Origin of the sequence: Clostridium sp. DSM 8431, from assembly GCF_900116755.1 — a bacterium.
GTDB lineage: Bacteria > Bacillota > Clostridia > Clostridiales > Clostridiaceae > Clostridium.
The window spans coordinates 1-10,018 of the sequence record NZ_FPBY01000126.1; the positions used below are offsets into that span (position 1 = coordinate 1).

The following is a 10,018-nucleotide window of genomic DNA, read 5'->3' on the forward strand; positions in this document are numbered from 1 at the left end:
AACACTCCTTTCCATTCCGAACAGGACAGTTAAGCTCTACAGCGCCGATGGTACTTCACGGGAGACTGTGCGGGAGAGTAGGACGTTGCCAGGTAAATGTTACAAAGAGGATAGTAATTCTATCCTTTTTTTTTGCGTAGATAATGAAAGTTTCTGGGATTTTAATGTTATTAAAGAAAAAATGGAAAAAATAAAAAATAAATAAAATTAAATATGAAGGAGAAGCAAATGAAAGCGCCTAAACTTATAAAAAAACCAAAACTATTTTCAATTATAAAACATAAGGAAAAAGAGTTAACTAAGGAGCAATTTTTAAAAGATGTAGTCGCAGGAATCATAGTAGCAATCATTGCATTACCACTATCTGTAGCATTAGGTATTTCATCTGGTGTTACACCTGAAAAAGGACTTATTACTGCTATTGTAGCAGGATTATTCATTTCATTATTTGGTGGAAGTAGAGTTCAAATCGGGGGACCAACAGCTGCTTTTGTTGTTATTGTTTATGGTATTATAGAAAAGCATGGTATCGATGGTCTTATAATATCAACTATAATGGCTGGAATTATATTAATATTATTTGGGTTGTTAAATTTAGGAGATTTGATAAAATTTATTCCAAAGACAATAACAGTAGGATTTACAGCAGGAATTGCAGTATCTTTATTTACAACAGAAGTTAAAGATGTTTTAGGGTTAAGTATAGCTAACTTACCATCAGATTTTCTTCCAAAGTGGAGAGCGTACATATTAAACTTAGCATCAACAAATATGTGGAGCTTAGTATTAGGTATTATATCAATAATTATAATAATTGGAGTTTCTAAGTTTAGTGAATCGGTACCGGGATCATTAGTTGCTTTAATAGTAGTATCATTAATTGCAGCAATATTTGCATTACCGGTAAATACTATAGGATCTCAATTTGGAGAAATTTCTTCAGCTATTCCTGTACCAACAGTACCAAGTATAGGGGTAAATAAGATTATTTCATTAATAGGACCAGCTATGACAATTGCATTTTTAGCAGCTATAGAATCACTATTATCTGAAGTTGTAGCTGATGGAATGATAGATAAGAAGCATGATTCTAATACTGAATTAGTTGGACAAGGACTTGCTAATATATTTTCAGCATTATTTGGAGGGCTTCCAGCAACAGGAGCTATAGCAAGAACAGCAGCAAATGTAAAGAATGGAGGAAGAACTCCAATTGCGGGTGTTGTAAGTGCTATCATTTTATTAATAATAATGAAATTGTTAATGCCATTAATTAAATATGTACCATTAACAGTATTAGGTGCAATCTTAATAGTTGTAGCATATAATATGTGCAATATAGAAGAAATAAAAGAATTAATTTCTGCTAATAAATATAGTATGGTAGAAGTTCTATTAACTTTTGCTTTAACAGTTATATTTAACTTAGTAGTAGCAATAGTAGTTTCTATGATTGTTCATTTTGTATTTGTAAAAATTTTAGATTCAGGTAAGGGAGTAAGTCTTTCTTATTAATATTTAATATACTTGAGAAGATTCAGTTTTGAATCTTCTTTTTTTTATACTTTTTTTTCAAGTAAATAATAAATGATTCTTTCATTGAATAGATTATATATGAATACAGATAAATATGTGGTAGGAAGTGTTGTGGTTTTCTATTGAAAAAAGTATTATATATGATTTGTTTTTAGAATCTTTATATAAGATGGATAGTAGAGGAGGGAATTTAATGAAGGTTTTGTTAGTAGCTTCAGAGGCGTATCCGTTTATAAAAACAGGAGGACTTGGATATACAACTGGTTTTCTTCCAAAGGCTTTAAGAAAGAAGAACATAGATGTAAGAGTTGTTATTCCTAAGTATAAAAACATGGATGAAGACATAAAAAAGAAATTAAAGTTTGTAAAGTGGTATACAGTTAAACTAGGATGGAGGAATCAGTATTGTGGTGTTTTAAAATATGAAAAAGATAATGTAATATATTATGTTTTAGATAATGAATACTACTTTGATAGAGAATCTGAATATGGATATGAAGATGATGCAGAGAGGTTTTCCTTCTTTAATAAAGCTACTTTAAATTTAATTGAACAAGTTGGATGGAAACCTGATATTATTCACTGTAATGATTGGCAAACTGGAATGATTCCTGTTATGTTGAAATATGAGTATGCTAAAAAGAAAAATTATAAGGACATTAAAACAGTATTTTCTTTCTATAATATGATGTTTAAAGGTGTATTTTCTCCTGATATTTTACCTGATTTATTTGAATATGATATGGAATTATTTAATAATGGAAGCCTTGAATTTTATGGTGGATTAAGTTTTATGAAGGGTGGACTTAATTTTGCAGATAAGATTACAACTGTAAGTAACACTTATGCAGATGAAGTTAAAACACCTCAGTATGGAGAAAAACTTGATGGTCTTTTAAGAGAAAAGGAGTTTAATATCAGGGGAGTATTAAACGGACTTGATTACGATGAGTATGACCCTAAAAAAGATCCTGATATATATAAAGTCTTTGATGAGGAAAATTTAATTGAAAGTAAGCAACTGAATAAGCTCCAATTACAAAAAGATTTATCTCTTCCTGTAAATAAGGACATTCCTATGCTTGGCTTTGTATCAAAACTAAATAATCAAAAGGGTTTAGAATTAATAATAAATATTGCAGATAGATTACTCCAACACAATGTTCAGCTAGTAATACTAGGAACTGGAGATAAACAATATGAAGAACATTTTAAGGGATTACAAAGTCGATATAAAGATAAGGTATCTACTAATATTAAATATGATAAAGCATTGGCACATAAGATATATGCAAGTTGTGATATGTTCTTAAAACCTTCATTATTAGAACCTTGTGGTTTAGGACAGCTTATTGCTTTACGATATGGAGCAGTTCCTATAGGCAGGGAAACAGGTGGTTTAAAGGATACTATATCACCATATAACAAATACAATGGAAAAGGAAATGGATTTAGTTTTTGTAATTTTAATGCTAATGAACTATTGATGATAATAGAATATGCTTTAGAGGTTTATCAAGATAAGGAGAGCTGGAGTTCAATTGTTAAGCAAGCAATTAAATCTAACTATAGTTGGGATAAATCAGCAGATGAATATTGTAAATTATATAAAGAAATCATCGAAGCGTAATTCTAGGAGGGGATTAGTATGCTGACCATAGATAAGGAGACTTTTAAAAAGGCCTATGAAAATAAGTATAAGAATTTGCATGGTGAAGAAATAGAAGAAGGTAATAATCAACAAAAATATGAAGCATTAGGTAGCTTAATTAGAGATTATGTAATTAGAACATGGATGAATACTAACAAGAAATATAATCGTACTGGAGAAAAGCAAATATACTATTTTTCAATGGAATTTTTATTAGGAAGATTACTAGGAGATGTACTAATGAACCTCGGAATAATGGATGTATGTAGAGATGCTCTTGCAGATTTAAATATAGACTTAAGGGAACTTGAAGAACTTGAACAAGACCAGGGACTTGGAAACGGGGGACTTGGAAGACTTGCAGCCTGCTTTTTAGATTCTATGGCATCTTTAAATATAGCAGGAAATGGCTGTGGAATAAGGTACAAATATGGCTTTTTTGAACAAAAAATAATAAACGGGAAGCAGGTTGAAGTCTCAGATAACTGGTTAAAAGAGGGGAATGTATGGGAAAAAAGAAAGCCAGATAAAGCTGAAATAGTTAAGTTTGGTGGTGAGGTAAAGGTTCAGGAGTTAAATGGTAATTTAACTTTTACACATGTTAATTTTGAACCAGTTTTAGCTGTTCCATATGATACTCCAATAGTAGGTTATAAAAATGATGTTGCAAATACTTTAAGGCTTTGGAGTGCAGAAACAGTATCTAATGAGTTTGACTATTCTTCTTTTAGTAGAGGAGATTTTTTAAAGGCAATTGAATATAAGAATTCTGTTGAAGCTATATCCCAAGTATTATATCCTGATGATTCTTTCTATGAAGGAAAGATGTTAAGGTTAAAACAACAATATTTCTTTGTATCAGCTGGAATGCAGAGTATAATAAGACATTTTAGAAAGCATGGGGGAAATATGCTGTTACTAGATGAAAAAATAGCAGTTCATATTAATGATACCCATCCAACCCTTGCTATTCCTGAACTTATGAGAATTTTGCTTGATGAGGAAGGTATTCCATGGGATGAAGCATGGAGAATAACAACTAACTGTATTTCTTATACTAATCATACTATCTTAGCAGAGGCATTGGAAAAGTGGCCAATAGATATGTTTAGAAAGCTTCTACCAAGAATTTATATGATTATAGAAGAGATAAATAGGAGATTTTGTGCAGAACTTTTAACTAAATATGTGGATCAAAATGATAAGATTAATAGAATGGCTATAATAGCAGATGGTCAAATTAGAATGGCTAACTTAGCTGTTGTTGGAAGCCACAGTGTTAATGGAGTTGCAAAGCTTCATACAGATATACTTAAAAAAGAGGAAATGAGAGATTTATATTACTTATATCCTAATAAATTTAATAATAAAACTAATGGAATTACACATAGAAGGTGGCTTTTAAAATCTAACCCAGGACTATCTAATTTGTTAATTGAAACAATAGGTGATAGTTTTATAAAGCATCCTACTGATTTAATATATTTTGAAAAACACATTCATGATAAGTCAGTGCAGGAGGAGCTTTATAGAGTTAAACAAGTTAATAAGAGAAAACTTGCAGATAGAATTTATGAAAAAAATAATATAGTAGTTGACCCAAATTCTATTTTTGATGTTCAAGTTAAGAGAATTCATGCGTATAAGAGACAGACATTGAACTGCTTAAGAATTATGGATCTATATAATAAATTAATAGAAAATCCAAACTTAGATATAGAACCAAGAACTTTTATTTTTGCAGGAAAAGCAGCACCAGGATATTATTTAGCTAAAAACATTATTGAACTTATAAATTGTATAGCAGATACAGTAAATGCAGATAAGAGAGTTAATGATAAGATAAAAGTTGTTTTTATGGATAACTATAAGGTATCTCTTGCAGAAGATATTATTCCAGCAGCAGATGTAAGTGAACAGATATCAACAACTACAAAAGAAGCTTCTGGTACATCTAATATGAAGTTTATGATGAATGGAGCTGTAACTATAGCAACCCTTGATGGAGCTAATATTGAAATTGCTGATGAAGTAGGAAAAGATAATATAGTTATATTTGGTATGAATGCTAGAGAAGTTTTAAATTACATTCAAAATGGAGGATATTGTTCTATAGATATATGTAATGAAGATAGAAGAATAAAGAAGGTAGTTAATGATTTAATTAATGGAATTTATAATAGCGACAGAGAAAGATTTAAGAGTATTTATGAGAACCTCATCACATATAATGATGAATTTTATGTATTGAAAGATTTTAATTCATACTTAAATGCACAAAGTAGGATTAATGATCTATATAAAAATAAGTATAAGTGGCAGGAGATATGCGGTATAAATATAGCGCATTCAGGAGTATTTTCATCAGATAGGACTATACAACAATATGCGACAGGAATATGGGGTTCTGAGTTAATTTATAAGAATTTATAGGGGGACTGTAAAAATGGAACATGATTTTGCCTTCCATAATTCACATGTTAGTCAGTATAGAAGCCCATTTGGTGCAGTACCGGTAGGAACTGAAATAAATATAAAAATATTAGTAGATAAAGGTGTAGATGCCTTTATAAACATTATTAATTTTTCTGGAAAAAAGAAGTATTTAAAAATGAATTGGGAAGGCGATTCTGGAAATAGAACTTTATTTTCTGTAAAAATTGATACGTCAAATATATGGGGATTAAATAAGTATTATTTTTCTTTGAAAAAGGGAGAAAGATATTTCTATTATGGAAATAATAACGAGGCTTTAGGAGGAGAGGGAAAGATTTATTATAACGACCCTGTTCCTTATCAAATAACTGTTTATGAAGAATCGTATATACCAGAGTGGTATAAGGAGGGGATTATATATCAAATTTTTCCAGATAGATTTTTTAATGGTAACAGAGATGGAGTAATATACAATAGAAAAAAGAATAGTTTTATATATTCTAATTGGTATGATAATCCAATGTACATAAGAGGAGCACATGGTGAAATTGCTAGATGGGATTTTTATGGAGGAAACTTAAGAGGTGTTATAGAAAAGATTCCTTACCTTAGTGAGCTAGGGATAACTATAATATATTTTAACCCAATTTTTGAATCAGTAAGCTGTCATAAATATGATGTTGGTGATTATGAAAAGATAGATAGGATGTTAGGGTCTGAAGAGGACTTTAAGGAATTATGTATTAAGGCTAAAAAAAATGGGATAAGAGTTATTTTAGATGGAGTATTTAGTCATACAGGTGAGAATAGTAAGTATTTTAATAAGTTTGGCAATTATGATAGCGTTGGAGCATATCAATCAAAGGAATCAAAATACTATAATTGGTATAGATTTTTTGATTTCCCTGATGGATATGAATGTTGGTGGGGATTTAAAAATCAGCCTAATGTTGATGAATTAAACCCAGGATATTTAAATTATATAGTAACAGGAGAAGATTCAATAGTCGCAAGATGGCTTAAGATGGGAGCAAGTGGATGGAGATTAGATGTGGCTGATGAATTGCCTGATGATTTTATAGAGTTATTGAAAAAGAGAATGAAAGAAGTTAATAAGGATAGCGTATTAATAGGCGAGGTCTGGGAAGATGCATCAAATAAAGTCAGCTATTCTGAGCAGAGAAGATATCTATATGGTAAAGAACTAGATTCTGTTACTAATTATCCTTTGAGAGATAATATAATAAGATTTACTAAAGGAGAAATAGGGTCAGATCAGTTTGTAAATAGAGTTAAAAGTATCTATGAAAATTATCCACTTGATAATTTTTATAGTAATATGAACTTACTTGGAAATCATGACACTGAAAGAATTTTTACAGTATTAAATGAAGATGAAAAGTTATTAGAATTTGCTGTAGCCATTCAAATGTTTTTCCCTGGAGTTCCCCTTGTATATTATGGAGATGAAGTAGGACTTTCAGGTGGAAAAGATCCTTATAATAGAAAGGCATATCCATGGGGAAAAGAAAATAAAGAAATTTTAAATATGTATAAGAGGATTATTAGATTTAGAAATGATAATGAAGTATTGAAAAAGGGAAGTTTTGAAATTGAGGATAACAATGAAGTAGTTGTGATAAAGAGGGAGTATAAAAATAAAGTTATAATTATCTTATTAAATAACTTAGATGAAGATAAGAATATAAGAATAAAAGAAGTATCAAATAAAGGCTTAACTGATACTAATGATAATTCGAATGAATCTAATGATTTATTCTTAGTAGAAAAGATGAGCTATAGAATTGTAATCAAAGAGTAATATAAATTGCTGCTATGCTGAAATGGTGTAGCAGTTTTTTTATGTCTACTAACATATAAAATGTAAAAAAATTTTTAAATATAATAAAAAATATGTATATATCATCTTTAAGACTCATAGGTATTAATAGTAAGAACTTAAGAAATAAGAAAGGAGATAATACTTATGAGTAAAAAAGAGATAGTAGCGATGATCCTAGCTGGGGGACAAGGCTCTAGATTAGGAGTATTAACAAAGAGTGTAGCTAAACCTGCTGTTCCGTTTGGAGGAAAGTATAGAATTATAGATTTTCCATTAAGTAATTGTTCTAATTCTGGAATTTATACTGTAGGTGTATTAACTCAATATAAGCCTCTAGAATTAAATGCACATATAGGTATAGGTAATCCATGGGATCTTGATAGGCGAGATGGAGGAGTAAGTGTACTGCCACCATATCAGAAAGAAAAGGGTGGTAATTGGTATAAAGGAACTGCAAATGCTATATATCAAAACATAGAATTTGTTGATAGATATGATCCAGAGTATGTATTAATACTTTCAGGAGATCACATATATAAGATGGATTATTCTAAAATGTTAAGTTTCCATAAGAAAAATAATGCTGATGCTACAATAGCTGTTATTGAAGTTCCAAAGGAAGAGGCAGATAGATTTGGAATAATGAATACTAATGATGATATGTCTATATATGAATTTGAAGAAAAGCCAAAACACCCAAAAAGTAATTTAGCTTCTATGGGTATATATATATTTAACTGGAAAACTCTAAAAAAATACTTGAAGGATGATGAGAATGATAAAGATTCTAGTAATGACTTTGGTAAAAATATAATTCCTAAGATGATAGATGAAAATTTAAATATGTTTGCTTATCCTTTTGAAGGATATTGGAAGGATGTTGGTACAATCAGCAGTCTATGGGAAGCTAATATGGACTTGCTTTCAAAGGATAATAAATTAAATCTATATGATGAAGAATGGCGTATTTACTCAGTAAATCATAGTAGTCCAGCACAATATATAGGAGAAGAGGCTAAAGTAAAGAAGTCATTGGTGGTTGAAGGTTGTTATATAGAGGGAGACGTTAATAACTCAGTTATATTCCAAGGAGTTTCTATTGGTAAGAATTCAGTTGTTACAGATTCAGTTATTATGCCAAATGTTAAGATTGGGGATAATGTAACTATTAATAAAGCTATAGTTGGAGCAGGTGCAAATATAAGAAGAGGAGCTATAGTTGGAAATGGTGAAGAAATTGCAGTTGTAGCAGCTAAGGAAGATATTAAGTCTGGAACTTTAGTTGAAGCATGCACAACAGTTTAAAATGTACTTGTATTGAGGGGGGAGATAGGAGTGAATAACTTTTTAGGAATAATTAATTTAGATGAAGATGAAAGAAATATGGGGGAACTTGTTAAGAAAAGAAATTTAGCAGCTACTCCTATATTAGCAAGGTACAGAGTGATTGATTTTGTACTTTCTAATATGACTAATTCAGGAATAGAAAATATAAATATATTTGTTAAGAAGAATTCAAGAGCTTTAGTTGATCATTTGAAGAATGGACGTCCATGGGATCTTCATAGAAGAAATGGTCTTAGGCTTTTTAATTTTAGTAATGAAGATCCAGCTTATGATGATATTCATGCTTTTGCAGATAATTTAGAGTTTTTAAAGAATAGTAATAAGAAGTACGTGCTTTTAGCACCATCATATATGATATGTAATATTGATTATACTAAGGTAATTAAAGAACACGAGAGATTAGGAAATGATATAACATTAGTTTATAAGAAAACAAATAAGGCAAAAGAATTTTTTGTGAATTGTGATGTATTAAATATTAATGAAAATAGAAAATTAGTTTCAGTAGAAAAAAATACAGGAAGTGCGTCAAACAAAAATATAAGCATGGAAATGTATATAATGTCTACTGACTTATTTATAGATATAGTATTAAAGAGTATAAGAAATGGATTATATAAAAAGGTTAAGGAATATATAAGTAAAAATGTAGATAAACTTAATATTAGATGCTATGAATTTGAGGGGTATGTAGCTTGTGTTAATTCATTAAATTCATATTATAAAATTAATATGGAATTACTTAATAAGAAAATTAGGAATGAATTATTTGATAAAGATAGGCCTATACTAACAAAAACAAAAGATGAAGGCCCAACTATTTATACAGACGATAGTGAAGTGAAGAATTCAATTATTGCTAATGGTTGTTATATTGAAGGGGAAGTAAAGAATTCAATAATAGGAAGACGAGTTCATATAAAAAAAGGATGCAAAATTGAAGATTCTATAATATTGCAAAACTCTGATATAAATAAAAACGTAAGATTAAGTAATGTTATTACAGATAAAGGGGCTAAAGTAGAGGAATTTGAATGTTTTATAGGGGCACAAGATGAGCCAGTAGTGATTGGAAAATAGAAAATTATAGATTGTTTGTATAAGATGATTCCTTAAACTAGTTAGGAATCATCTTTCTTTGTGCGCCCAGCATGGGCGTGCACTAATCGGTGAAAGTCCGTAACGGGGGCTGATAGTGCCAACCG

At 29.9% G+C, this 10,018-nt stretch carries 5 protein-coding genes, 1 rRNA gene and 1 pseudogene; all 7 read left to right on the plus strand.

All coding sequences use genetic code 11. From position 1 onward, the window contains the following. Positions 1–94 (plus strand): 5S ribosomal RNA (gene rrf, locus BM384_RS12265); the annotation flags it as partial. Positions 95–246: 152 nt separating this feature from the next. After that, positions 247–1,458, plus strand: a pseudogene (locus BM384_RS12270) (SulP family inorganic anion transporter); the annotation flags it as partial. 271 nt (positions 1,459–1,729) lie between these two features. Continuing rightward, positions 1,730–3,166: a glycogen synthase GlgA gene (gene glgA, locus BM384_RS12275; RefSeq protein WP_090013995.1), complete on the plus strand. Its 1,437-nt coding sequence runs from the start codon at positions 1,730–1,732 to the stop codon at positions 3,164–3,166. Between the two features lie 18 nt (positions 3,167–3,184). Continuing rightward, positions 3,185–5,620 (plus strand): glycogen/starch/alpha-glucan phosphorylase, encoded by a 2,436-nt coding sequence (locus BM384_RS12280; RefSeq protein WP_090013996.1) that lies wholly within the window; start codon positions 3,185–3,187, stop codon positions 5,618–5,620. Positions 5,621–5,633: 13 nt separating this feature from the next. Next, positions 5,634–7,445, plus strand: coding sequence for a glycoside hydrolase family 13 protein (locus BM384_RS12285; RefSeq protein ID WP_090013998.1), 1,812 nt, complete (start codon positions 5,634–5,636; stop codon positions 7,443–7,445). 165 nt (positions 7,446–7,610) lie between these two features. Continuing rightward, entirely contained in the window at positions 7,611–8,771 is a 1,161-nt protein-coding gene (locus BM384_RS12290; protein ID WP_090013999.1) for a glucose-1-phosphate adenylyltransferase, read from the plus strand. Positions 8,772–8,801: 30 nt separating this feature from the next. Beyond that, the gene (glgD, locus tag BM384_RS12295; protein WP_090014001.1) at positions 8,802–9,893 is read left to right on the plus strand and encodes a glucose-1-phosphate adenylyltransferase subunit GlgD; all 1,092 of its coding nucleotides are present in this window, start codon (positions 8,802–8,804) and stop codon (positions 9,891–9,893) included. Positions 9,894–10,018: the final 125 nt, after the last annotated feature.

Excerpts from the sequence above, each read along its gene's own strand:
- glgA (WP_090013995.1), top strand. The coding sequence starts at position 1,730 with ATGAAGGTTTTGTTAGTAGCTTCAGAGGCGTATCCGTTTATAAAAACA.
- BM384_RS12280 (WP_090013996.1), top strand. The coding sequence starts at position 3,185 with ATGCTGACCATAGATAAGGAGACTTTTAAAAAGGCCTATGAAAATAAG.
- BM384_RS12285 (WP_090013998.1), top strand. The coding sequence starts at position 5,634 with ATGGAACATGATTTTGCCTTCCATAATTCACATGTTAGTCAGTATAGA.
- BM384_RS12290 (WP_090013999.1), top strand. The coding sequence starts at position 7,611 with ATGAGTAAAAAAGAGATAGTAGCGATGATCCTAGCTGGGGGACAAGGC.